This is a genomic window from Mycobacterium ulcerans subsp. shinshuense (genome assembly GCF_002355775.1).
GTDB classification, from domain to species: Bacteria; Actinomycetota; Actinomycetes; order Mycobacteriales; family Mycobacteriaceae; genus Mycobacterium; species Mycobacterium marinum.
The window spans coordinates 2090090-2112774 of sequence record NZ_AP017624.1 but is presented as its reverse complement, the minus strand read 5'-3'; the positions used below and the strand labels follow the sequence as shown (position 1 = coordinate 2112774).

At 62.8% G+C, this 22685-nt stretch carries 13 protein-coding genes, 9 pseudogenes and 1 riboswitch; of the genes and pseudogenes, 11 read left to right on the top strand and 11 right to left on the bottom strand.

The features are described 5' to 3' along the window. Positions 1 to 39: 39 nt before the first annotated feature. From SHTP_RS09580 to SHTP_RS09570, 3 genes and pseudogenes are all read right to left on the bottom strand, one after another. A pseudogene (locus SHTP_RS09580) lies at positions 40 to 929 on the bottom strand (CDP-diacylglycerol diphosphatase). A 107-nt stretch (positions 930 to 1036) separates the two neighbouring features. Then, positions 1037 to 1576 carry a hypothetical protein gene (locus SHTP_RS09575; RefSeq protein WP_231991744.1) on the bottom strand — a complete coding sequence of 180 codons (540 nt, stop codon included), beginning with the start codon at positions 1574 to 1576 and terminating at the stop codon, positions 1037 to 1039. Between the two features lie 56 nt (positions 1577 to 1632). Next, positions 1633 to 2121 carry a hypothetical protein gene (locus tag SHTP_RS09570; RefSeq protein WP_231395635.1) on the bottom strand — a complete coding sequence of 163 codons (489 nt, stop codon included), beginning with the start codon at positions 2119 to 2121 and terminating at the stop codon, positions 1633 to 1635. 17 nt (positions 2122 to 2138) lie between these two features. On the opposite strand from SHTP_RS09570, the gene SHTP_RS09565 reads away from it, so the two are divergent. Beyond that, positions 2139 to 3473 carry a M23 family metallopeptidase gene (locus SHTP_RS09565; protein ID WP_096370436.1) on the top strand — a complete coding sequence of 445 codons (1335 nt, stop codon included), beginning with the start codon at positions 2139 to 2141 and terminating at the stop codon, positions 3471 to 3473. Between the two features lie 52 nt (positions 3474 to 3525). Further along, a pseudogene (locus tag SHTP_RS27005) lies at positions 3526 to 3657 on the top strand (alpha/beta fold hydrolase); the annotation flags it as partial. Between the two features lie 21 nt (positions 3658 to 3678). On the opposite strand, the gene SHTP_RS09560 reads toward SHTP_RS27005, so the two are convergent. Next, positions 3679 to 4881 (bottom strand): ISAs1-like element IS2404/ISMul1 family transposase, encoded by a 1203-nt coding sequence (locus tag SHTP_RS09560; protein ID WP_420872980.1) that lies wholly within the window; start codon positions 4879 to 4881, stop codon positions 3679 to 3681. A gap of 134 nt (positions 4882 to 5015) precedes the next feature. On the opposite strand from SHTP_RS09560, the pseudogene SHTP_RS09555 reads away from it, so the two are divergent. Then, positions 5016 to 5897, top strand: a pseudogene (locus SHTP_RS09555) (alpha/beta fold hydrolase); the annotation flags it as partial. 71 nt (positions 5898 to 5968) lie between these two features. Here SHTP_RS09555 and SHTP_RS09550 read toward each other — a convergent pair. Then, the gene (locus SHTP_RS09550; protein ID WP_096372404.1) at positions 5969 to 6289 is read right to left on the bottom strand and encodes a DUF732 domain-containing protein; all 321 of its coding nucleotides are present in this window, start codon (positions 6287 to 6289) and stop codon (positions 5969 to 5971) included. 401 nt (positions 6290 to 6690) lie between these two features. Here SHTP_RS09550 and SHTP_RS30095 point away from each other — a divergent pair. From SHTP_RS30095 to SHTP_RS09535, 3 pseudogenes are all read left to right on the top strand, one after another. After that, a pseudogene (locus SHTP_RS30095) lies at positions 6691 to 7557 on the top strand (metallophosphatase). Then, positions 7557 to 7631, top strand: a riboswitch (Fluoride riboswitch). It overlaps the preceding pseudogene by 1 nt. A gap of 188 nt (positions 7632 to 7819) precedes the next feature. Continuing rightward, positions 7820 to 8899, top strand: a pseudogene (locus SHTP_RS09540) (DUF190 domain-containing protein). A 67-nt stretch (positions 8900 to 8966) separates the two neighbouring features. After that, a pseudogene (locus SHTP_RS09535) lies at positions 8967 to 10165 on the top strand (MalY/PatB family protein). Positions 10166 to 10168: 3 nt separating this feature from the next. On the opposite strand, the gene SHTP_RS09530 reads toward SHTP_RS09535, so the two are convergent. Then, entirely contained in the window at positions 10169 to 10714 is a 546-nt protein-coding gene (locus SHTP_RS09530) for a PadR family transcriptional regulator (RefSeq protein ID WP_096370434.1), read from the bottom strand. 132 nt (positions 10715 to 10846) lie between these two features. On the opposite strand from SHTP_RS09530, the gene SHTP_RS09525 reads away from it, so the two are divergent. Next, positions 10847 to 11695: a DUF3159 domain-containing protein gene (locus SHTP_RS09525; protein ID WP_096370433.1), complete on the top strand. Its 849-nt coding sequence runs from the start codon at positions 10847 to 10849 to the stop codon at positions 11693 to 11695. Between the two features lie 18 nt (positions 11696 to 11713). Here the strand turns inward: SHTP_RS09525 and SHTP_RS09520 are convergent, their stop codons facing one another. The 4 genes and pseudogenes from SHTP_RS09520 to SHTP_RS09505 form a co-directional block, all read right to left on the bottom strand. Beyond that, positions 11714 to 12442: a 3'(2'),5'-bisphosphate nucleotidase CysQ gene (locus tag SHTP_RS09520; RefSeq protein ID WP_020786938.1), complete on the bottom strand. Its 729-nt coding sequence runs from the start codon at positions 12440 to 12442 to the stop codon at positions 11714 to 11716. Between the two features lie 101 nt (positions 12443 to 12543). Then, positions 12544 to 13723 (bottom strand): annotated as a pseudogene (locus SHTP_RS09515) (acyl-CoA dehydrogenase family protein). 17 nt (positions 13724 to 13740) lie between these two features. Then, a pseudogene (locus SHTP_RS09510) lies at positions 13741 to 14925 on the bottom strand (IS30 family transposase). 474 nt (positions 14926 to 15399) lie between these two features. Continuing rightward, a complete protein-coding gene (locus tag SHTP_RS09505) occupies positions 15400 to 16812 on the bottom strand; it encodes an FAD-binding oxidoreductase (RefSeq protein WP_096372403.1) in 1413 nt (470 codons plus the stop codon). Between the two features lie 460 nt (positions 16813 to 17272). On the opposite strand from SHTP_RS09505, the gene SHTP_RS09500 reads away from it, so the two are divergent. From SHTP_RS09500 to SHTP_RS09485, 4 genes and pseudogenes are all read left to right on the top strand, one after another. Next, positions 17273 to 17761: a transposase gene (locus SHTP_RS09500; protein ID WP_197706236.1), complete on the top strand. Its 489-nt coding sequence runs from the start codon at positions 17273 to 17275 to the stop codon at positions 17759 to 17761. Positions 17762 to 17833: 72 nt separating this feature from the next. Further along, the gene (locus SHTP_RS29755) at positions 17834 to 17959 is read left to right on the top strand and encodes a hypothetical protein (protein ID WP_257535291.1); all 126 of its coding nucleotides are present in this window, start codon (positions 17834 to 17836) and stop codon (positions 17957 to 17959) included. After that, positions 17943 to 18422, top strand: a pseudogene (locus SHTP_RS09495) (IS1380 family transposase); the annotation flags it as partial. The gene SHTP_RS29755 and the pseudogene SHTP_RS09495, both read left to right, overlap by 17 nt. Positions 18423 to 19955: 1533 nt before the next feature. Then, positions 19956 to 21158, top strand: a complete 1203-nt coding sequence (locus tag SHTP_RS09485) for an ISAs1-like element IS2404/ISMul1 family transposase (protein WP_420872979.1) — start codon at positions 19956 to 19958, stop codon at positions 21156 to 21158. Between the two features lie 174 nt (positions 21159 to 21332). On the opposite strand, the gene SHTP_RS09480 is transcribed toward SHTP_RS09485, so the two are convergent. After that, on the bottom strand, positions 21333 to 22475 hold the full coding sequence (locus SHTP_RS09480) for a PPE family protein (protein ID WP_096370431.1): 1143 nt from the start codon (positions 22473 to 22475) through the stop codon (positions 21333 to 21335). Positions 22476 to 22685 lie beyond the last annotated feature (210 nt).

Below are 22685 nucleotides of genomic sequence, written 5' to 3'. Positions count from 1 at the left end.
GCCGAGGGCCGCGTCCGAAACGGCAACTGCGCCATTGCGCTAGCGCAGGGCTTTGGCGACCGAGCAGTCGTGGTCCTGCAGGGTCTCTGCGGCAACCGGATCTTCGTCCGTTCCCTCGACTACCAGCAGTAGGAACCGATCCGGCGCCACGTTGGCGAGCGCGACCGAGGCGTTTTCCATCTTCTTGCCATCGGCGGCCACCTTATCGTGAATGTCGCGGAATAGGTTCTTGGACTTGAGGGTGTCGGTGTTCACCGCCAAGACGTGATAACTATGGCCACCCAAATCGACCGGGAGCTGCTTCCAGCGAACGTAGTCAGCTGCGTTGACCTCCTTCAAAGTGGCCAATGTCGCTGGTGACGAACACGATATGTGAATGTGCAGCTGATCTTGGCTGCGTGCATTCTTTGCATTGATCGTGAGCACCAGATGGGACTCCGGAAGCGCGTTGTTCAGCCGAGCAGTCACCGCGAATCGATCGGCCCAGGCCTCATAGAGGTACTTACCAGTCGACGGCTCCTGCAGGGCCTGATCCTCGATTCCACTGACCCGGGCCAGTGGTAGCAACAGGAACTGATATGGGTCACCGTCGGCCTTGTACAAGGCGATGCCGGAGCTTTCGTCCACCAGCGTGCAGGGGCATAAGCACCCGTACGTTGATAGTCACGCTCGCATCGGTCGTGCACAATCTTCCAAAGTTGATCCCGGTCGGCCGGTGGCCGGGTAGCCGGCGTTACCGCTCCTCGCGCACCAGCCAAGGTCCCCACCACGGCCGCCACCAGAGCCACCACCAACACGCCGCGATGCGCGATCCCGGCAATCGCTTTGGACAATTTCAGCCTGCAGGCTGAAACGGTTGGCCGAAGGGCATCCAGCCGCGTTCGTGCTGCGCTCTGCACAAAATCCGCCTCACTGTTCGCGCGATTCACTGTCCCTGAACGTTTTTCGCCCATCTAGATCATCTACGAGATCGTCGGGTCGAAGAGAGACGGGTTCGCCGTGATTCGATCTGGTCACCGCCGCTCCTGCGGGGCTACTAAAACCGTTCGACAACCAGTTGCGCGAACGCGTGATCGGTCGAACTCTGGCCGTCCGGGGTCTTGATGTCGGGGTCGTAGATCTCCAGCTTGATCCCATCGAGCTTGATGCCATTTTGATTGCCTAAGTAGTAGTTCGTCGTCTTGCGGACCGTGAGGATCCCGTTGATGATGCTCTTTTGGGCATACAGGGGGTCTTGCAGGGACCCGAGAATCTCGGCCTTCTTCTCGTCGGCATTCCAGAAGAACGCGTATCCGGGCGCTGAGTAGGTGGCAGCCTGTTGCTGTGGTGTCAGCTGAAACCCGAACAGGGTCAGCGACCAACCATCAATGCGGTAGGTACCCGGCTGTAACGTCAGCCGGCCATTCGACTTGTCATACTTGATGTAACCGTGCGCATCCATGTTCACGTCATTGAATACGCGGACATTCATACCCGGTTTCATCGGCATGTTGCTCAGGCCTCGTTCGGTGAACGCACCCCAAAGGCGTGGCTCCGGCGGCGCACCCACACAGCCCGTGAGGGCCAGCGCCAGCACACCAACCAGTAGCAACAACCGGTACCCTATCGGGGGTTTCTGCTGGGCCCGGCGCTTCACAGCAACGGCCGACGTTCGATCGCGGCTGACACCTGCTCGGTCATCCAATAGCTAACCGCCATCGACCGGTCCCCACTCGGAAAGCCGATGCCTTCAAAAATGACTTCGCCAACCGCCGCCGGCAGGCTGACATTTTGCCGCCGGTGCCGCCAGGTCAACCGGTAGGAGGCTCCACTCCGTTGTATTCGCAGATCGAGATCACCGGTTAAATCACCGGCGGCATCGAAATATTGGGCCCGGTAATCGCCGGGAAAACCATTGGAAGTGTCGCCTCGCGCGCGGCCGACACCGATCGCACCGCCGGACTTCATCGCCGCCGTCGACAGATACCGTGCATTGATCACGCCGTCTTGCTCATTGCTAATGTGATATTCGCCAACGCCGATTACCCGGGTACTGATCATGTGCAGCATGGTAAGCCGGTGGCGGATGGCTTCGCCGAAGTAGCGGTTCTCAATGACTAAGCTCACGGAGTCCGGCGTCAACCAAGGAGGCATACCTGATGGCATACGAGCAACCACGACACCGGGCGCGCAGTCCGTTCTGGAAGTCGTTGGCTGTCTTCTGGTTAGCACTCTCTGTTGCCGCATGCTCATCGAGTACCACTAGCGCCGAAGGCGCTTCGACCAACGCCAACGGCACAGACAACGCGCTCGAGGGAGTAACGGTTCCCGACGCGTTCACACCGCTGACCATCGCCCCAATCAGCCGGCCGACGTTTCCGTTCCCCGGCACCGACGGCAAGTACCACCTAGCGTACGACGTGCAGATCACCAACGCCACCGGGGCTCCGGCGGCCCTCACCAGCGTCGATGTAGTCGGCGCCCAGGACCCCAGCAAGGTACTCACCTCGTTCTCGGGTACCCAGTTGGTCGACCCCAAGTGCAGCTATGGAAACTGCAACCGGCTGCGACAGCTGACCGGAAGACCGTCAACCGATTTCACCATCCCGCCACAAGGATCACGTGCGCTGCTGCTTGACTTCACGTTCGACAAGTTGGCGCAGTTCCCCAAGGCGGTGATGCTGCGGCTGCATGGCACCGGGGTGACTGCCCCGGGCTCAAGCGCCGAATCCGGCCCCTTCGACACCCTGGGTGCGCCGTTCGACATCTCGGCCGGCACGCCGCGGGTGATCAGTCCGCCGCTGCGCGGCAACAACTGGGTGGCGTTCAACGGCTGCTGTGAACCGGGTTGGGCCCATCGCGACTCCATCCTCCCGCTGAACATGAAGCTGAACAACAGCCAGCGCTTCGCCATCGACTGGATGAGAACAAACGGCCAGGGCAACTTTTTCGCCGGCGACAAGACCAACAACGACAGCTATATCTCCTACGGCAGCAGCGTGTATGCGGTGGCCGACGGCACCGTGACCTCGACGCTCGATGACATGGAAGCCAACGTGCCGGGCATCCTGCCGGCATCGGATCCGGCATTGGCGGCGAAGATAACGGTGGACAACGTCGATGGTAACCACATTGTCCTCGACATCGGCGGTGGCGCGTATGCGATGTATGCCCACCTCATCAAAGGCTCGCTGCTGGTCAAACCGGGCGACAAGGTGAAAAACGGCCAAGAGATCGCAAAGCTGGGCAATACCGGCAATTCGAACGCCCCACATCTGCACTTCCAGCTGATGGACGGCCCTTCGCTGCTGGAAGCCGATGCACTGCCCTACGTGCTGGACACCTTCAGCTACCAGGGACAGGTCAGCCCGGCGACCGTCTGGGATGCCGACAACTACCTCAGCGGCTCCTTCTTCGGACCTGACCGGCTCGCGGCCCCGGAGCCTCGCACCAAGCAGCTTCCGGTCTTGCTGGCAATCGTGAACTTCGGGTAAGCCGCCGCCGGGCACACCCGCGGTGGTTGGAATAGTGCACAGGAGAATGGTCTTGGACATCTTCGCCGAATGGCAAAGCGGTGCTTCGACATTACGCTGGCGTTCAACCACTGCCGCCAATGCCGATGCCGAGGTCACGGTGTTCACCCGCCGTTGTGGCACACCCGACGCGCCAGCCCTGGTCCCAGGGCTCCGGCGTTGTTGATTAGCAGGCTTGTGAGCTGGGGAATTGTGGATTGAGGAGGTCTAGGCGGCGGTTGGCGGTCAAAGCGGTGATCCGGCAGGCTTCGGCGATGTTGTCGGCGCCGTTGAGGCGGTGCAGATTGATCGCGGTGTTGCGTAGCGTTGCTAGGACCTGTGCGCCGTTTCCGGTATGTGCCCTTTGACGGTCTTCGTCGAAGGTGACGTCGCGTATCCAGTGCAGGCTGTTCTCGATTCCCCAGTGTTGACGCATCCAGGTCATGATCGCGGTAGGGCGGGCGTGCTCGAACGGCAGGCTGCAGATGGCATAGACCACCTCCACGCTGCGCTGGTCGGTGGTGGTGATCAAGCGTTCACGAGTGATCCGGATGATTTGTTTTGCGTAGGGGAAGCCGATTCCTCGTGCAGCGGTGATGATTTGCAGGGTGCGGGTCTCGACACGGCCGTGGCCGCGGGAGTCGTCGGTAGCGGCTGCGGGCACCTCGGCCCAGGGCAGCGCGGTGATACGCGCAAGTATTTTGGCTTGGTTGGACTTGACGATCATCAGGTAGTGCGACTTCAAGGTGGCGCAGATCAACTTCGCGGTGACGACCTGGGTATGCATCGCATCCACGGTGACCAGCCACCGCAAGCTACCCGGCAGCAGCGTGAGCAGGGCACGTACGCAGGGAATTTCATTGCTTTTCTCGGCGACAGCGAGTTGACCGAGCACCAATCGGGCACGGTGGGCGAACACCGACACGAGATGCGTGGCTGTCGCTTTGGCGCGTAAAGCACCACGCAGCATCTTGCCGTCCAACGCGATCGGCACCAATCCACTGGGGTCGCTGCTGGCCACGTGTGCAGTGAAGTAACTGCCCATCCTGGCGTTGAGGTCGGCGGGGTCTAGCCGAGACAAAACAGCGCGGAAGGTCTTCTCACTGGGCCGCCGGAACCGGACCCCTAATTGGGCCAACACATCATCGGGAGCGGTGGCCGCCCATGTGGCAAAACCAGCATAGCCGCGCATCCCCGCGGCAGTGGCCAGAACCGCGATCGCCAACAAAGCCATCAGCGAATACCTCCGACCGCGTGGGTCCCTCGGGTCTGGCACCGAGGCCAACACATCGAGAAACTCCGATCCGATGAGCTCGCTGCGCTCACCAGGACTCCAGCGGTCGAACACCTCTGGAACCGACGACACAGGCAATACTGAAACGGTAGGCACGGGCAACTCCAGACCAACGACGAACAGTAACCAACTCGATCGTTCTCCAGATAGCCCGTGCCTACACTCCGGCCCCAATAGCGCGGCATCAAAGATCATCAACCCAGCTCACAAGCCTGTTAATCAACAACGCCGGAGCCCTGGCCCTGGTCCTGGTTCACGGCTTCCCAACCGCCAGCATCGACTACTTCGCATTGGCGCGCGAACTGGGCTCGGAGTTCGACATCTATGTGCTGGACTTCCCGGGCTACGGGCTGTCCGACAAGCCGCGGCAACCTTACGTCTACTCGTCGTATGACGATGCCCGTCTGCTCGTTCACGCGATCAGACGGGTCGGGAAGCTCACCGAGTTCCGGATGCTCACCCACGACCGCGGCAGCAGCGTCGGCATGATCGCACTGGGAATGCTGGCCGCTGAGGATCCACCGGCGCTGCCCATCGACCTCATCATCACCAACGCCAACATCTACCTTCCGCTGTCGAACCTCACCGCATTCCAAACCGCGCTGCTCGACCCCGCGACGGCACGAGCCACCGCCGCCGCGACGACGCCCGAGCTACTCGCGGCCGGACTCGGTGCGAGTACCTTCATGCCACGCAGGGCACTGGAAGATCCCGAGATCATCGCTTTGGCAAGGTGTTTTGCGCATAACGATGGAATCCAGGCACTACCAGACACAGTTCAGTATCTGCATGAACGTGCTGCAGGTGAAACCCATTGGCTTGAATCACTTTCCACGATAACCGTCAACACCACGCTGGTGTGGGGACTGCACGACACCGTCGCGCCGCTGCGTGTCCCCAACCATGTATGGCAGGCGTATCTGAAGAACCAACCCGGCCGAAGCCGCTACTGGGTGGTTCCCACCGCCGACCATTACCTGCAATGCGGCGCCCCGGCGGAGCTAGCCGAGATCGTGCGTGTCACCGCCGCGGGCGGGGACGTTGCCCTGCAGACGCTCGGAGACCGGGCCGATGGCGCGGTTCTGGTCGATCAATGCGATGGTCCCGCTTAGCCGAAAGTGGGCCACAGGGCGTTGTTTCGGCACCGCCCGCGCCGCTGCGCTACTAACACCCTTGGGCCGCGTCAGGTCACGGCGAGGTGATGCGGGCAATAGTAGGTCGCCGAGATGACCGCAAAGTGCGCGGCAGCGTCCATGTCGAAGCCGGGGTTGCGCGCCGTCACTTCCTGAACTACGGCCAGACCGGATTCACCACGATCCAGGCACACGCACACCGCTCGGGCGGCATCGATTGCTTGGGCTGGGCTGGGATAGGTGATGCCGATCCGCTGCAAAGCGACCAGGAATCCGACATCATCGTCGGCGCGGGCAACACCGGCAACCCACACCGGCGCACCGAATACGACCGCGGCGCACACGCCCATTACCGCGATTAGCAATTTCATTGGCTCACACCGCCTTTGATCGGGGGCTGGCCGGCCTGAATCCCGCTGCACGATGCCTTGCCGGGCATTGGCGCATCGCAAAGGCCCGGCCAAGTCCGGCACCTGCAGCGAGATTGCAGCGAACTTCACTGCGATACCACCAAGGTTACCGATGCTCGACGCGGCCCGCAAAGATGCCGACCCGCCACTTGCGAGCGCTGGGAATAGATTCGGCAGACCGGCACCCACCGAGACCGGGTGGGGGCTAATGCCGCACGGTTGACCCGTCCAGATTTTGCCGCGTACCCTCGAAAGCAAAATAGGCGGTGGCCTCGTCCATACCCGGCGACTAAATGCCAACGGTCTTTGGGACTCGATGACTGCCGTTGGGCGGCTCGATCGCAGAACTAGGAGGGCGGTCCATGAACGGCTCACCGGATTCTCAGATGCTGCGACAGCCGACTACGCGGTCCTTTCTAGCCCAACCGTTGCGCGTCGCGATCGCCGGCGATTGGCATTCCGACGCCAAGTACGCCGTCGGCGCGATCGAGCACGCCGCCAAACGCGAAGCGACAGTGCTGATTCAGCTCGGCGATTTCGGCTATAACTTCACCGACGAGTATCTGGATTCGCTCGAAGAAGCTTTGGACCGGTGCGGGATGGTCTTGGGGTTCGTCGACGGCAACCACGAGAACTTCGAACGATTGCTTGGTTGGCCCATCGGCCAGGACGGTCTGCGATACCTGCGTGCCCACCTCGTGCACCTGCCGCGGGGTTTTCGTTGGCTATGGGGCCAGACCCGGTGTCTGGCCCTCGGTGGCGCCTATTCGATCGACCGTTTCCTGCGCAAGCGGGGCCGCTCCTGGTGAGAGCAGGAGCTACTGACCATGCGCCAGGCGAATGCTGCGGCGGCCGCCGGAGAAGCCGATGCCATGTTTTGTCACGACTGCCCGGCCGGAATCACCGTTCCCAGCGCGGCGCGCGACCGGCGCGGGTTCCCGGAACTCGAGCTGCGTCGGTCCGAGCTGCATCGCGAGCGGCTGCGCTGCGTTGTCGACGCCGTCCGCCCGGGTCGGCTTTGGCACGGACACTTTCACCACCGTTATCAGGCGGTACTGCACTGGCAGGGTTATCGCACCGTGGTGGACGGCCTGAGCAAAAACGGGCATCCCATCGACAACAACATGGTGGTAGTCAACCTCGCCGCTCTGGGATCGCACCGGCTGAGTAGTCGCGGGACCGACGGGCCTTCGAATTCGGACTTGACCCACCGAGAGGCCGTCGGTTAACTAGCAGCGGCGATGGGGCTCGCCAGGAAGCTCGACTTCTGAACCGCCAGCCGGCTGATGGCACCTGCGAACAAAGGAGTCCCAGGTGGCATATCCAAACTCCCGCGCTTGTCCTGCGCCGCGCGTGGCCCGAATCGAGCTGCGCCGCAACGGTGGTCATCCGATAGGCACACACCGACCCGATGCCCACGAGGCGAACATCGGTTGCAGCGGCGGCGCTGCGGCATGAAAACTCCTAGGCAGCACGGCTTCAGGGGCCGGCATGGATGACGATTGCCTCAAGGTGAGCGCCTACTTGGGTGAGCGGCGCCGAACCGACGACGGCTTCCTGGCCGATGTGCTGCTCAGCCTCTAACAAGAACACAACATCGCGTCCAGCGTCGTGCTGCGCGGAGCCGGTGGATTCGGGACGGGACGCCACCTGCGGACCGACCAATCGCTGACCCTCTCCGAGGATCCGCCCGTGGTGATCATCGGTACCGACCGTAGGCCCAAAATCGAGGCATTACTCGACCCGGTGCTTGCCATCAAGCAACGAGGGCTGCTCACTCTCGAGCGCGCCCGCATGGTGCGCGGGGACCTGCCACCACTGGAATTGTCAGAGCAACTTCACGAAGCCGCCAAGTTGACCGTCAACGTTGGCCGCAAAGAACGCGCCTACGGTATGCCCGCCTATCTGGCCATCTGCGATCTGATGTACCGACGCCAACTGGCTGGTGCCTCGGTTTTCCTGGGTGTTGACGGCACCGCGCACGGGCGGCGGCAACGCGCCATGTTCTTCGGCCGTAACGCCGACGTCCCGATGATGATCATTGCCGTTGGCTCGGGCGATCGCATCCGTCGGGTACTCCCGGAGCTCGGTGGGCTATTGCGCCGTCCACTGATCACGCTCGAACGAGTTCGGGTTTGCAAGCGTGACGGTGAACTGCTGGGCCGCCCCCATGCCCTGCCGGCAGCCGACGAACACGGTCTGCCGCTGTGGCAGAAGCTGATGATCTACACCTCCGAATCGGCCCGGCACGACGGGGTTCCCATTCACCGGGCCATCGTGCGACGCCTATACCGGCGCCGGAGGCCCGACGGGGCTACCGTGCTGCGCGGCATCTGGGGCTTCAACGGCGAACATCAGCCCCACGGCGACAAGCTGTTCGCACTGGGCCGCCAAGTGCCGGTCGTCACCATCGTGATCGATACCCCGACCAACATCGCCGAATCATTCGAAGTGGTTGACGAATTGACCCGCGAACATGGATTGGTCACCAGTGAAATGGTGCCCGCCTTGGTATCTGACGACGGCGATGGCGATCGGGGCGGACCGGTCATCGCCCGCTACGACTACTAGCCAGGTGGCACAGCCCAAGCCACGTCCGGTGAAGTCGGTACCGCACAGCCCGCTAACGTAATCGCCCATGAACCCCAACCCGCTCGAGCAACTGACACTCGAGCAACTACGCACCCGGACAAGCATGAAGTGGCGTGCGCACCCGGCCGATGTCTTGCCCTTATGGGTGGCGGAGATGGACGTGAACCTGGCACCCACGGTGGCCGCCGCGCTTCATCGAGCGGTCGACAACGGCGATACCGGATACCCCTACGGTACCGCATATGCCGAAGCCCTTGCCGAATTCGCTGCGCTGCGTTGGCAATGGCACGACCTGGAGGTCGGCCGGACGGCGATCGTTCCGGACGTGATGATGGGCATCGTTGAGATGCTGCGTCTGGTCACCGATCGCGGTGACACCGTGATCGTCAATTCACCGGTGTACGCCCCGTTCTACGCATTCGTGTCACACGACGGCCGAAGGGTGGTCGAAGCGCCGCTGGGCACTGATGGCCGGATCGACCTGGACGCGCTGGAAGAGGCCTTCGCTCACGCGCGCCGCGCAGGTGGCAACGTGGCTTACCTGTTGTGCAATCCCCACAATCCGACCGGTGCCGTGCACAGCTGCGACGAACTGCGCGGCGTCGCCGAACGCGCCCGTCGATATGACGTGCGGGTGGTGTCGGACGAGATTCATGCTCCCCTGGTCTTTTCCGGAGCACGTTTCACCCCGTACCTGACGGTGCCCGGCTCCGAGAATGCGCTGTCGCTGACATCGGCCACCAAGGCGTGGAATCTGGGTGGCGTCAAGGCGGCGTTGGCTGTTGCCGTCCGGAGGCCGCCGCCGATCTACGCCGGATGCCGGAAGAGGTCAGCCACGGGCCGAGTCACCTGGGCATCATTGCGCACACCGAAGCGTTCCGAACCGGCGGCGACTGGCTTGACGCGCTGCTGGCCGGACTGGACGCAAACCGCACGTTGTCGAGCGATCTGGTGGACGCGCAGCTTCCCGGGGTGCGGCTGCGATGGCCGCAGGGCACCTACCTGGCCTGGCTGGACTGTCGAGACCTCGGAATTTCCGAGCAGGATGCGTCCGGTCTTGCGGTGGTGTCAGATCTATCCGGGCCGGCCAGCTGGTTCCTCGATCACGCCCGAGTGGCGTTGAGTTCGGGCCACGTGTTCGGAACCGGCGGAGACGGGCACGTGCGCATGAATTTCGCTACGTCCCAGGCCATTCTGACTGAGGCAGTGACGCGGATGGGCAAGGCGCTCGGCGAGCTGCGGTAGCCCTCAGCCTTGCCCCGCCGGCGCGACGCCGCTGCGGTGGTCCAACCCGGCAATGACCCACTTGGCCCATTCGATTTTTTGTTGGGCCCACCGCAACCCTTGCTCCAGCGCGGCCCGGGCAAAGAAGGAGTCGTCATCCTCAGCCCAGTCGTAGGCGTAGCGGATCCGTTCGTAGTGCGTCTTTTCCTGCTCGGACAAAGACAACAACGATTCCAGGTAGCTACGGGCCTGACTGGGATCTAGCTGGCCGAGCAGGAAGACCCGCAGCAGCGCGGCATTGCGGACCGGTGGGTCCTGCTGCGGCGAAGTCATCCATCGGTAGAGTTCGGCGCGTCCCGCGTCAGTGATCGCGTACTCCTTGCGCCCCCGTGGCCCCAGGCCCGAGGACTTGATTAGTCCGGCAGCAGCCAGCTTGTTAAGCTCACTGTAGAGCTGACTCTGCGTTGCTGGCCAGACGTTGTTCATCGACAGCTGAAACCGCTTTAGCAGGTCATATCCACTTCCCGGCTCCTGGGAGAGCAGCCCCAACGCCGCATGTCGCAGGCTCACCCAACCATACTAACCCTCCAGTTTTGACATGTCACCAATGCCATGCCAATATCGACATGTCACTTTTGACATGTCGATATTGGAATGTCGGAAACGTAAGGAGTACAGGTGATTTAAAGTGCCCGCCCGAGTGTGCCTGCCTTCTGCAGCGTCGACAACGACAAGCAGCCGGATCGGCCACCGGCCAAGGTCTTCAGCCCCGCACGCGCCCTCGATGGGTTCCTTCGCTCGCCGCTTGCGGGAATCGCCCCATGGGCACTGCTAGCAATCCTGTCCGGACCCGGGCGCTTCGAGCTGGCGGCGGCCGGCGCGTTGGGGCTCTCCGCGCTGGTGATGCTTGCCGGCCTCAGCCGTGGCGTCAAGGTTCACGCCCTCGAGGTCTTCGGCACCGCGTTCTTCGGCGCCATGTTGGTCGTCGGCCTGTTCGCGACCGACAACGCAATCCAGTGGCTCGAGTTGTGGCCCGGGGAGCTCACCAACGCCGCCCTAGCCTGTTTTGCCTGGCTCACCCTGCTGATCAGACGGCCATTCACGATGGCCTACGCCAAAGACACCACGCCACCGGAGCATTGGGAGAGCCCCTTGTTCAAAAAGATCAACACGGTGATCACCATCGTGTGGGCGGGCGCCTTCACCTTTGCGGGAACCGTCGGCTTCATCGGCGACTACTTGTGGCATGACGGCACCAACTTCTGGACCGGGTGGATCCTTCAATTGGCGGCGATCTTCTTCGCGGCGGCGATTACCGACTTCTACCCGGACTACGCCGCCGCCAAGTTCGATTTGGCCAACGGCGAGCCGGCGCTGGTTCCCTCCGTCCTACAGACTGTCGGCTGGTTGCCGTCCTTCCTCACGGTCACCGGAATTGCGGGTCTGCTCACCAACTCGGTTGACTCCCTCGCCGTGATCGCGCTGATTGTGGCCGGCAATGTCGCATCCAGCATCCTGGCGAAAGTTCTTCCGAAGCAGACGAAATCGTAGCGACGCCACGAGCAAGTCTCAGCCGGTAGCAGCCAGCACGGCGGTAGCGAGCTCGGGGCGGCATACCACCAAATCGGGAAGCTTGGGGTCCGGCCGGTTGTAGGTCAATGCCGACCCGTCGATACGAGACGTATGCAGCCCAGCGGATCGGGCCACCGCCACCGGGGCGGCCGAGTCCCACTCGAACTGCCCGCCGGCATGGACATACACATCGGCCAAGCCCTGCACGACCGATGCCACCTTGGCCCCGGCAGAGCCCATTTCCACCAAGGTGCCATCCAACGCGTCGCGCACAGCCAGCGCGATGGCCGGTGGACGAGTCCGCGAAACCACGATGCGCGGCCTGTCGGGTGCCGCCGGGGGTGGCTCGACGTGTGGTGTCGCCAAGGTGATGCCCTGCGCCGGGAGCGCCACGGCCCCGGCGACGAGCTGGCCGGCCTGCCACAGCGCGACATGCACCGCCCAGTCGACGCGGCCGAGTTCGGAGAATTCGCGGGTGCCGTCGAGCGGATCAACGATCCAGACTCGCTCGCTGCGTAGCCGGACGGGGTCGTCGGCACCCTCCTCGGAGAGCACCGCGTCCCCGGGACGCTCGGCGGCCAGCTTGTCCATCAGAAAGTCATGAGATCGCTTGTCCCCCGCCGCCTTACGCTGGGCACCCTCGGCTGCGGCGAACTCCTCCCGCACTCCGAGCAGCAGGCGACCTGCCTCGGTGGCCAGCCACGCAGCCACAGCGTGGTCGTTCATCCAACACCCATTTCCGGCGATAGATTGGTAATTCTTACCCAAATTACATCACTGGCCGAGCAGGTAAATCTTCCTCCGCACCCCGAGGATCGAGCGTGAACTCAGAGTCCGAACTGGTCCTCGACGATGCCGAGCCAGATCTGCGCGCAATCGATGGCGACCTTCTCACTGATGAAGGCGTGCTGGGTTCCGGTGTACATGTCACGAAACGCCCGTTCGACGCGGCTACCCTCGCGGATTGAACTCGTTCCGGCCACCAGATGTGCCCATTCGGCGCAGCTTCGAGCGGTATCGGTGGCGAAGACGGCCGCCGCGCGCATGTCCGAACGCAACGTAGGAGTCAGTTCCTGGCCGGCACCGACCGCGGCTTCGGCGGTGGTGAAGGCATCCAGGACCAGCAGGCGCGCCGCGCGCCATGCCGCGACGTGATGGGCCAGGCCCTTCTGGAAAGTGGGGCCGACTGGCCAGAGCGGCCATGTCGCTCATCCGGTACTTCGTCGCCGCAAGTTCGGTGACATCGTCAAGCATGCTCTTGGCGACCCCCAGCGCCCACGAGGCGTGGCCGGCCGCGGTCACCGGCATCAGCCCCATCCTAGTGGCCGGCGAACTTCCCCGTCGCGGCTCCCGGGCGAATAGTCCAAAGGTGCGGCCCTGCGGCACGAACACGTCCTCGGCACTGTAGTCATAGGAACCGGTCCCTTTGAGCCCCTGCACAAACCAGCCGTCATTGAAGGTGATCTGTTCGCGCGGAACCACGGCCACCTGCATGTCCGGAACACCCTCACGGATCCAGCGCATTTCACCGTCATCCATCGGGAAGAAGCCCGCCGCGATGTACTGCGCATGACCGGTCCCCGAGCCGAAGCTCCACGATCCACTCAGTCGGTAGCCGCCGTCGACGGCGCTTCCCTGCCCGTTGGGGAAGAACTGGCCGCCCATCGTGACTCGGTTGTCGGCGGCGCTGAACACCTCAGCGAAGCCGTCGTCGGGGAGATACGTGGCGGCGGCGAACGTCGACGGCAGGTTCGCGATCCCAATCCAACCGAACGACCCATCCTGCCAGGCCATTTCGATCCATGTCTCGATCATCTCGACAAACGCGGGCTCGGTTCCTCCGGCCGCAGTCGGATTGAATGCCGACATCAGTCCGGTGGACCACATTTCGTTGACGATCTTGTCGGTGAGCGTGCGCCGGCGTTCGGACTCGCCGGTTTCGGCCCGCACCAGGTCCCGCATGGTGCGGGCCAGCGCGACAACCTGGCCACTCGTTGTCGATATCATCTGTTCTCTACCTGGGTTCAACCGGTGGATGCAACACCGGTTTGGTGGAGCAAGAGTAGCTGTTCATGAAATGCTTCGGCCGGTGTCTTCCAGCCGAGTGTCTTGCGTGGCCTGGTGTTGAGGGCGTGAGCGACGGCCTCGATTTCCTCGGCAGACCATCGCGGGAGGTCGGTGCGTTTGGGAAAGTATTGGCGCAGCATGCCGTTGGTGCTTTCATTCGTGCCGCGTTGCCGTGGTGACTGGGGGTCGGCGAAGAAGACAGGGATGCCGGTCTCGACTTTGAATTGGGCGTGCGCGGACATTTCCTTGCCGCGATCCCAGGTCAGCGACCGGACGAGCTGCTGCGGCAGGGTCGACATGGTGTTTGCCAGGGCGTCCTTCATCGTTATTGCGCCGTAGCCGGCCAGGGCCGGACCGTTCTTGACCGAGTGTTTGTGCCGGTGCCCTTCTTCGCGGGCCAAGTGGATCAACATGGTGAACCCGGTCGTACGCTCGACGACGGTGCCGATCGCCGAGAGCGTTCGAGCCCGATGGGAAGATCGCCTTCCTTAACTTGTTGGAAGGGTGTTTCGGGGCTGTCGTAGGGTCCTGATCACCCTCGGGTGGCAGGTATGGCTTAGATCGCCGCCTCTGGGGTGACGTGGGCGCAGGTCTTGCGTCGTGATCGTTCCCGAGGCGCGTGCAGTGCGTGTCCGGTGCGTAGGCACCAGACCAGCTCCCATTTGAGCGCGCCCCGCCCCGGATGTAGAGCGATTGGTAGATCGCTTCGTGGCTGATACGCATGGACTTGTCCTCGGGGAAATCGACTTTGAGCCGGTTGGCAATCTGCTCTGGGCTCCACGCTAGCGACCACGGTCGGTCCTTGCGGTGGGGCTTGTTGCGGCCGGTGAATCGGGGCGGTTGCGGTCCGGCGATGGTGCCGCCGTCGGGGTGGCTAATCTGGCCTGAAAGGCGTTGCTGCACATAATCATGCAGCTGCGGATTGGCGGCCAATTTCGCGGTCTTGGGCCGACATGCGGCCATATCGGCCTTCCACAGCACGACCGAGGCCCGGAAACCGCTGCTCCCGTAGCGAACAGCGGCGCTGCGGCGCAGTTCCCGTGAGATCGTGGACAGGTCGCGCCGAATCGCCCGGACGATTGCTCAAACACGTTGCCCTGAACCCGCAGTAGCGCGACTTCCTCACACTCAGCGAAGGACAGGCAACGGGAACTTCACATCAAAGCGTTGTGGAACCAGCGTGCCCCGACCGCCGACGCCACGCCGGCGATCGCAGCTTCGGCCGGATCACCCGGTCTGCTGCCTGCTGACGACAAACCATTCAACACCTCCAACATCGAGGTGTTGCGACGACCACTCGAATCCGCCATCACCGCCTCAACCTCTGAGCGCAGCAGATTCCACTGTTCGTCGGTGAGGCCCCAGGGATACCGCGCTGTTCTGTCACGACATGGGCAACCCGCAGCGGGGCAACTGGTTTGCCTGGACTCGACAAGGTAGACAGGCATTCACGGGGTTCCCGGCAGCAAGGGGATGTGGTGTCCATCTGCTACCGCGGGCTCCGTCTCATGCCATTGCGCGACGCCCGATCGTGATCACACCGATATGACCAGTCACTTTAGTCACACGAGTATGTGAACAGCCTCTAACCGCAGTCCCGCCTCCGGCCTGGGCCATTAGGGGTTAAGCCTGGAGATCAGGATGCGGTCCGGATCGTGCTCCTGAACAACGGACATCAGCTGGTCGGTGTTGTCGCCCCACCAGTCGTTCGGCGTGTCCAAGATGTCGGCGTAGTTGACGTAACGCCCGCCCGTCAACACGCCGGCAAGGTCGTGTCGGATTTCTTGCAACAGGGCGTCGTGCCGGGCGGCGAGGCCCGCGTCAGCCGGCAACCGGTCACCCAGCGCCCAGTGATACACAAAGTCCTGCCCGCGGTGGAAAAAGGCGGTTTCCTGCGGCGTGAATGCGGCAACTGCACCGTTGATCGCCTCGATGCTCACTGCGCCGCCAGGCAGTTCGGGCGCGAATTGAAGTTCGTTGATCTGTCCGACGATGGCGGCCGCTTCGACTGCACCGAGTGCACCTCGGCCGATGTCGCTGGCTATTCGGTGTGGACGGAGGGTCGCGGGTGCCGGGTCGTGAAGAAAATCGTTCGAGACGAACACGGCATCGAAAAACGATTCTTCGCGGATCGATGCATGCAAGGCAGCAGGGTGCTCGAGCAGTGGCCGCATGAGCGAGCGGGCGTCGTCTTGGTTGCCGAGAAACTGGCCATCGATACGCACTCGGGGCGTGCCGGGAATCACGTCGGCAGGGCCGGCGCTTGCTTCGCCGGCATAACGGTCCGCACCTGTCGTTCGAATGCTGAGTTGCAGATCGAGTTCGCTCGGCGCCGTGTGCATCAATTGAGTGAACAGAAGAATCGCCTCGACTGCCGCGTCCCAACGCCAGCCGAGAGTCACACCTGTCACTTGCTGGATCGGTACGGTGTGAAACACCAGGTCCGTGACGATTCCTACACAACCAGCGCCGCCACGCAGCCCCCAGAACAGATTTGCGTTGGTCACATGAATCTGTCCACTGGCAGTGACAACCGTCGCCTCGGCCAAGAAGTCCGAGGTGAGGCCGAAGTGGCGAGTGCATTGGCCAAACCCGCCGCCAAGCACTAACCCGCCGACGCCCACGGTGGGACATTCGCCGATGGGCATCGCCCGCCCAGTTCCATCCAGCGCGCGCGCAATGTCGCCGACGGTCGCACCCGTCATCGCGTGCAGGTATCCCGACGGGGCGTATCGGACCGCGCTCAATCCGCGCAGGTCAAGCAATACGCCGTCGTCACGGACAGGGAATCCATCAAAGCTGTGCCCACCCGACCTAATCGATAGCCGAATCCCCGCCGCATTCGCCCAGGCCATGATGGCGGCAACCTGGTTTCGATCAGCTGGACGCAACACGGCCGCTGGCGACCGGATGCGTCCGGCGCGCGAAAAAACTCTGCGCCCGGCCTCATAGAGCGGGGAGCCGGGAGCACCCACTCGCCCCGGGCACAGGTTCTCCAAGGTTCGAAAATCGCACGCCTCAAGAGCCATGCCAAACTCCATCATGTTCGGCGGGACAGAGGTTGTCCCGAGTTCCGCAAAACTTCCGCGGCGGGCCGGTGTGAACCATCCCGGATTTCATGCGGTTTCATGCCCCCTCGGGATTCTGTGAGCCAGCCGGTCGACCGGTCACGAGTTGGGAATAGTAGCGGGCTTCGGCTTCGGCGGGCGGGATGCGTCCGAGGCAGTGCATGAGACCGTATGTGGTGACTGCTCGCCGAGTGGCGTACTTACTGGCCGGGGCCTCGCTCACGCAATCTCGTGGGCTACCGAGCGCGGTTCTGTGCTCGGCCCTTCCGACAGGTGTTAAGGAGGCCCCCGTGTTTTGCGGGCGTACAAGTGTTGGTTTGATGTGCACGCGTGTTCGGTTGTCGCGGCGGCGATCGATGGGCGAAGCGCGGACGTGTTTTGGGCGCGGTTGACGCCGTCGCACGCGAAGGTCATCGAGTGAGTGGGCAAGCTGCCCGGCCCGTGCGCGGTGGTCTACGAGGCCGGTCCGACGGGTTTCGGGTTGGCGCGGGCGTTGTCGGCGGCGGGATTGCGATGCGAGGTCGCGGCGTCGTCGAACTTGTTTCGCCCGGCGAGTGATCGGGTGAAAACCGATGCGCGCGACGCGCTGAATTTGGCGCGGTTGTTGCGGCTGGACGAGGTTGTGCCGGTGTGGATTCCGAGTGCGGCCGAGGATGCTACCCAGGATCTGGTCCGCGCCCGAGAAGCCGCCAGAACGGACTTGATGCGGATCAGACATCGGTTGTCGAAATTGTTGGTGCGTCACGGGATCGTCAACTACGACGGCAAGGCGTGGACTGAACACCCCGACCGGTGGCTGCACCACCAGCGATTCGACGCCGCCCCCACGCAGTCGGCATTCGAGGATGCTTACGAGGCGGTGGTGCTGGCTACCGCGCGGCGTGCCGTCGCGTCCCATGCAGTGGTGTAAGTCGGGCTGGCGATTCGCATGAGGCTCTGCGAGTTTTAACCATGCCGTGAACGCGGCTGGGACCACAACGTGTTGGCCGGGTTGATCATCAGCGCGGCTGAGCAGAGCAAGGGCGGTTTCGGAGAGATAGCGTTCGGACACACCAAGATCGCCGACAAGAACATTCCGTGCAAGGGACTCTCGTCGCTGGATCTCTGATGCCGAAGTCGCCGAAATCCCCTACACCGCCTTCGCATCCACCAAAGACCGGATCACCGCACGCCTGGTCGTCCGTCGTGTCAAGGACGCCTGCCGCCCCGACGCGTTGTTCCCGGTCTGGCGGCATCACCCGTTCTTCACCAACACCGACCTACCCGTCGAGGCGGCCGACATCACCCACCGCCAACACGCGATCATCGAAACCGTGTTCGCCGGCCTAATCGACGGACCCATGGCGCACATCCCGTCAGGCCACTTCGCCGCGAACTCCACCTGGGTGCTCTGCGCGGCGATCTCTCCCAACCTGCTGCGCGCTACCGGCGTCCTGGCTGGGGACCGACACACGCGGGCACGCGGATCGACCCTGCGCCGCAAGATCGTCGACGTCCCGGCCCGGCTGCCCCGCCCACAACGCCGGCCGGTTCTGCACCTACCCACCCACTAGCCCTGGTCAAAGGCCTAGCTTGCGTTGCGGCACAACACCATCAGATACAACCCCCAACGGGCGCAACAACCCGACCCCGCCGACAGGCCCGACCGCAGCGCACAGGAAAGGCTGGACAGGCCAGCGACTCCCTCGGGCCCAACGCCAATAATCGGGATCAACAAGTACGGACACCAGTCTCCAAGGTCCGTCGGTGGATCGAGGCTTAGAACTCTGGGTCGGTAAGGAGTACCCAGTTAAGCGAGTAGGCCAACTCCTGCTCGCGGAATAGGGCGTCTGTTATGTCATCAAACTCGGATGCGTTAATCGAAGACAAAGCCAACTCAGTCTCACAGGACAAGGCTGCAACAGACATAGACTTTCAATTTCCTTTCAGGGTTTGGCAACGTAACGGCCTAATCATGTCGTTGGTTCATTTCTTAACAACGACCATCCGTGCGGCTCTAAGCAATTGAATAGAAGATCCGCTGGAAACCGTCATAAGTAGGCGTTCTGTTCACGCCGGAATAAGGCTACCTGAGTCAATCACGAAGTAAAAGGCGCAGTAATGTGAGATCGCTCTCTTATTGCTCCCATGGCGCATTGAACCCCCTTCTACCGCGATCCCGGCGCCGATTGCAACACCCGCCGCGTGCCCACAAAAAGGGCTCTTCGCAGTCGATGGTGTAAAGACCTGCGAATGAGCCAACTGGTCTTCGAATAGTGCTCCGGGGTCTGGTTGGCTGGGGGTCCGCCGGAGAAGGGGGGAAGAGGAAGAGCGGTGCGTCCGGGGCTAGTGCGGACCTGGCGCTGCTTGAGAAGCTGGTGGCTGACGCTGGCCGGGATCTGTTCGCGCGGGTGTTCGATGAGCCGACGCCAGTGGTCCGGGCTGGGCCGGAGTGAGCGCAGGGTTTGCGGGTGCGGATCGACCTGATGGATGCCAAGCCGCCGATCTGGCGTTGCCTCGACCTGCCGGGCGCGCGTTCGCCTATCAAGCTATGTAGTCTGAAGTCCTAGGCGGGTCATCGTCGAGCATATGAAGAAATTCATCCATGGCAATATGCGGCAATATGCGGCAATATGAAAAACTAACCATGAAACGTGACGGGATGCACTGGCGCACGGTAGGTAATCACCTTGCGAAATCGTCACGGTGATGAACTAACTGTTTGCAAAGGCGCGTCCGGGCCATAGCAGGGATTCTGGGCTTTCCTGCGGCGGCCCGTTGACTTTTCTTATTGTTGGCCTGGTGTGGGTGACTGGTGGACACCGATTCACCCGATCGCAACCGAACAACGACTTGCCGACGCGCCCACGACGAATACTGACGAGGCATGTGACCTCCTGGTGATAATCCTGCCCCAACTCTCATAACGGTGGACCTATGACCGGGGTGCAGATCTCATGGATCAACTAATCGGGGCCAGGCCAGGGCTCCGGCGTTGTTGATTAGCAGGCTTGTGAGCTGGGTTGATGATCTTTGGTGCCGCGCTATTGGGGCCGGAGTGTAGGCACGGGCTATCTGGAGAACGATCGAGTTGGTTACTGTTCGTCGTTGGTCTGGAGTTGCCCGTGCCTATCGTTTCAGTATTGCCTGTGTCGTCGGTTCCAGAGGTGTTCGACCGCTGGAGTCCTGGTGAGCGCAGCGAGCTCATCGGATCGGAGTTTCTCGATGTGTTGGCCTCGGTGCCAGACCCGAGGGGCCCACGCGGTCGGAGGTATTCGCTGATGGCTTTGTTGGCGATCGCGGTTCTGGCCACTGCCGCGGGGATGCGCGGCTATGCTGGTTTTGCCACATGGGCGGCCACCGCTCCCGATGATGTGTTGGCCCAATTAGGGGTCCGGTTCCGGCGGCCCAGTGAGAAGACCTTCCGCGCTGTTTTGTCTCGGCTAGACCCCGCCGACCTCAACGCCAGGATGGGCAGTTACTTCACTGCACACGTGGCTAGCAGCGACCCCAGTGGATTGGTGCCGATCGCGTTGGACGGCAAGATGCTGCGTGGTGCTTTACGCGCCAAAGCGACAGCCACGCATCTCGTGTCGGTGTTCGCCCACCGTGCCCGATTGGTGCTCGGTCAACTCGCTGTCGCCGAGAAAAGCAATGAAATTCCCTGCGTACGTGCCCTGCTCACGCTGCTGCCGGGTAGCTTGCGGTGGCTGGTCACCGTGGATGCGATGCATACCCAGGTCGTCACCGCGAAGTTGATCTGCGCCACCTTGAAGTCGCACTACCTGATGATCGTCAAGTCCAACCAAGCCAAAATACTTGCGCGTATCACCGCGCTGCCCTGGGCCGAGGTGCCCGCAGCCGCTACCGACGACTCCCGCGGCCACGGCCGTGTCGAGACCCGCACCCTGCAAATCATCACCGCTGCACGAGGAATCGGCTTCCCCTACGCAAAACAAATCATCCGGATCACTCGTGAACGCTTGATCACCGCCACCGACCAGCGCAGCGTGGAGGTGGTCTATGCCATCTGCAGCCTGCCGTTCGAGCACGCCCGCCCTACCGCGATCATGACCTGGATGCGTCAACACTGGGGAATCGAGAACAGCCTGCACTGGATACGCGACGTCACCTTCGACGAAGACCGTCAAAGGGCACATACCGGAAACGGCGCACAGGTCCTAGCAAGGCTACGCAACACCGCGATCAATCTGCACCGCCTCAACGGCGCCGACAACATCGCCGAAGCCTGCCGGATCACCGCTTTGACCGCCAACCGCCGCCTAGACCTCCTCAATCCACAATTCCCCAGCTCACAAGCCTGCTAATCAACAACGCCGGAGCCCTGGGGGCCAGGCCACTGGCTATAGATAAAACCCGCCGATCCAGCCGGCCGTCTAAACAATCTCCGAAAGGCGGAATTGCTTTCTGCTACTGGCCGCCTCACCAGCCGGAGTGGCTCAGCGCAATCCGGCTATTCGGGTTCGAGTGCCCGCGGGGTGTCAGCCGGCCGCGGGCGGGCGCGCCATGACCGTGAGCCGGACCCCGTATCGGGGTATCACGCTGGTGGCCCGCTTTCCAGTTCCCACCGGCATACCCGGCACGCCCGGTGCACCCTGCTCGGCCACCTCGGTGCCCGGGATCGTGGTCAATCCGCTGACCGACAACGCCGAGGCGGAGCCCGACGAAGGGGCGGCCCAAGACGGAGGCACCGACAACTGGCCGATGGAACCCGCCCGGCTCATGCTGACAGTCACCGCATTGGCCGCGCCCCTGGCGGCGCCCATCTCCGCGGAGGAGAGTTTCGCGCCGACTCCGAGCGCACCAGGAGCCAATTCGGCGGGGTTCTCCGACGCGGCGCCGAGCAGACCCAGATTGTTGTCCGCGGCGATGATTGCAACAGGTATCGTCACGGCATCCGCCGTCATGCCGACCGTCGCATACATCGCGAAGATGGCGTCGAGGAGGGTGAATTCCTCGGGCAGAATTGGCCAGATCCCGAGTACCTGTAGCGCCTGGGGCACCAGCGCGATCAACTGTGACAACAGCGACTGGGAACCATCCTCAGAGCTGGCGGCCGCCTTGCTGACCGCGGCGCCTTGGGCGGGCAACCCGGCAGGGTTGGTGTGCTGTTGTGGCCCGGGGAACGGCTCCAACGCGGTGGCCATGGCCGAGGTGGCGGCATAGTCATACATTGCTCCGGCGTCCTGGGCCCACATCTCGGCATACTCTGCCTCGGTAGCCTCGATCGCTGCGGTGTTCTGCCCGAAGATGTTTGAAGCGATCAGCGCTGCCAGCAGGGCGCGATTTGCCGCGACAACGATCGGCGGAACCGTCATCGCGTAGGCCTGTTCGTAGGCCGCGGCCGCCGCGGTGGCCTGGTTGGCGGTTTCGCTGGCCAGCGCGCCGGTTATCTCCAGCCAGTCGATAAACGGACCGGTCGCGGCCAGCATTGCCGCAGAGGCGGGGCCCCACCAGTACATACCGCTGAGGGTTGAGATCACCGAGCGGTAGCCCTCGGCCGCCGATGCCAACTCGATCGCGACCATGTCCCAGCTTGCCGCGGCGGCCAGTAGCGACTCCGGGCCGGGGCCGCTGTACATCCGCGCTGAGTTAACTTCGGGCGGCAAGAATGCGTAGTTCATTGCTCCACAGCCCCTTTGACTGGTTGTGGCCGTATGTGGCGGTATGTGCATGTGGGTGGTGAGTGCGTTGGACATGGTCGTGCGTTCGGAGCCGACACTGGCTCGCAGGAGGGTCGCAAGCGCTAAATAACTACCAGGCGTAGAGCGCCGAGTCCGCCTCCGAGTGGGAGCTGGCTAGCGTCGTACCGAGCGTGCAGCCCGCCAGCGATG

Excerpts from the sequence above, each read along its gene's own strand:
- SHTP_RS09565 (WP_096370436.1), top strand. The coding sequence starts at position 2,139 with ATGGCATACGAGCAACCACGACACCGGGCGCGCAGTCCGTTCTGGAAG.
- SHTP_RS09550 (WP_096372404.1), bottom strand. The coding sequence starts at position 6,289 with ATGAAATTGCTAATCGCGGTAATGGGCGTGTGCGCCGCGGTCGTATTC.
- SHTP_RS09520 (WP_020786938.1), bottom strand. The coding sequence starts at position 12,442 with ATGAACGACCACGCTGTGGCTGCGTGGCTGGCCACCGAGGCAGGTCGC.
- SHTP_RS09505 (WP_096372403.1), bottom strand. The coding sequence starts at position 16,812 with ATGGCTCTTGAGGCGTGCGATTTTCGAACCTTGGAGAACCTGTGCCCG.
- SHTP_RS09480 (WP_096370431.1), bottom strand. The coding sequence starts at position 22,475 with ATGAACTACGCATTCTTGCCGCCCGAAGTTAACTCAGCGCGGATGTAC.